Below are 737 nucleotides of genomic sequence, written 5' to 3'. Positions count from 1 at the left end.
AGCATAACTCAGTCCTCTTTTTTGCCTTTTTGTTTCTGGAAAATCAAAACTCGCAAAATTTGGACTGAGTTTCTTTGACACTCCTACCATTTTGAAAAGTTATATATAACAAATAACATAGTGATCTGATTATGAATCTCTGTTTTTACACATCCAGCTCAAAGAAATACTCTTATGCCGAAACTATTTTTTCCGGTGACACTAACACTAACATAAACCTGATTCATAAAAGCTTCGACTTTAAAGAATTACAAACAGAAGATCCTCAGGAAAACTTACTATTTAAATTAAACCAAATCCCGCATGTTCCCTCTTCTTGTGTTTTTATTGAAGACAGCACCTTCCATATAGATGCTCTTAATGGTTTTCCCTCGCTGTATACTAAATATATTTTATCTTCGTTAGGTGCTCAGGGGATTATTAATCTATTAGCAGGAAAAGATAACCGGAAGTGTTATTTCACCAATCATCTGGCGCTCAGAACGGAAAATAATAAGGTGGTCTTTTTCTCAGGCATTACGAGCGGGCTATCAATTTCTCACTCTCTGTTAGAGCAAAGTAATGCAACTGGTTGGTCTGATCTTTGGCAGATATTAAAAGTAACAGATGATGGGAGCTTTTATTGTCAGTTCATATACAGGATCTTAATAATTAAGTCTTTCAAAACATGCATTCAATGTCTTGTTTTTACATGATTTTCTTTGTGGTGTTTTGAAGGCATTTTGACCTAAGTACTC

Annotated in this window: 1 protein-coding gene; it reads left to right on the top strand. The window is 34.6% G+C overall.

The window, feature by feature from the left end:
- The first annotated feature begins 131 nt into the window (after nt 1–131).
- The gene (locus tag AAC854_RS22815; protein ID WP_340619087.1) at nt 132–695 is read left to right on the top strand and encodes a non-canonical purine NTP pyrophosphatase; all 564 of its coding nucleotides are present in this window, start codon (nt 132–134) and stop codon (nt 693–695) included.
- The last annotated feature ends 42 nt before the right edge of the window (nt 696–737 follow it).

Origin of the sequence: Xenorhabdus entomophaga (genome assembly GCF_037996725.1) — a bacterium.
GTDB classification, from domain to species: Bacteria; Pseudomonadota; Gammaproteobacteria; order Enterobacterales; family Enterobacteriaceae; genus Xenorhabdus; species Xenorhabdus khoisanae.
The sequence above is the reverse complement of the archived record's forward strand: the minus strand, read 5'-3'. Positions and strand labels throughout refer to the sequence as shown.

Excerpts from the sequence above, each read along its gene's own strand:
- AAC854_RS22815 (WP_340619087.1), top strand. The coding sequence starts at position 132 with ATGAATCTCTGTTTTTACACATCCAGCTCAAAGAAATACTCTTATGCC.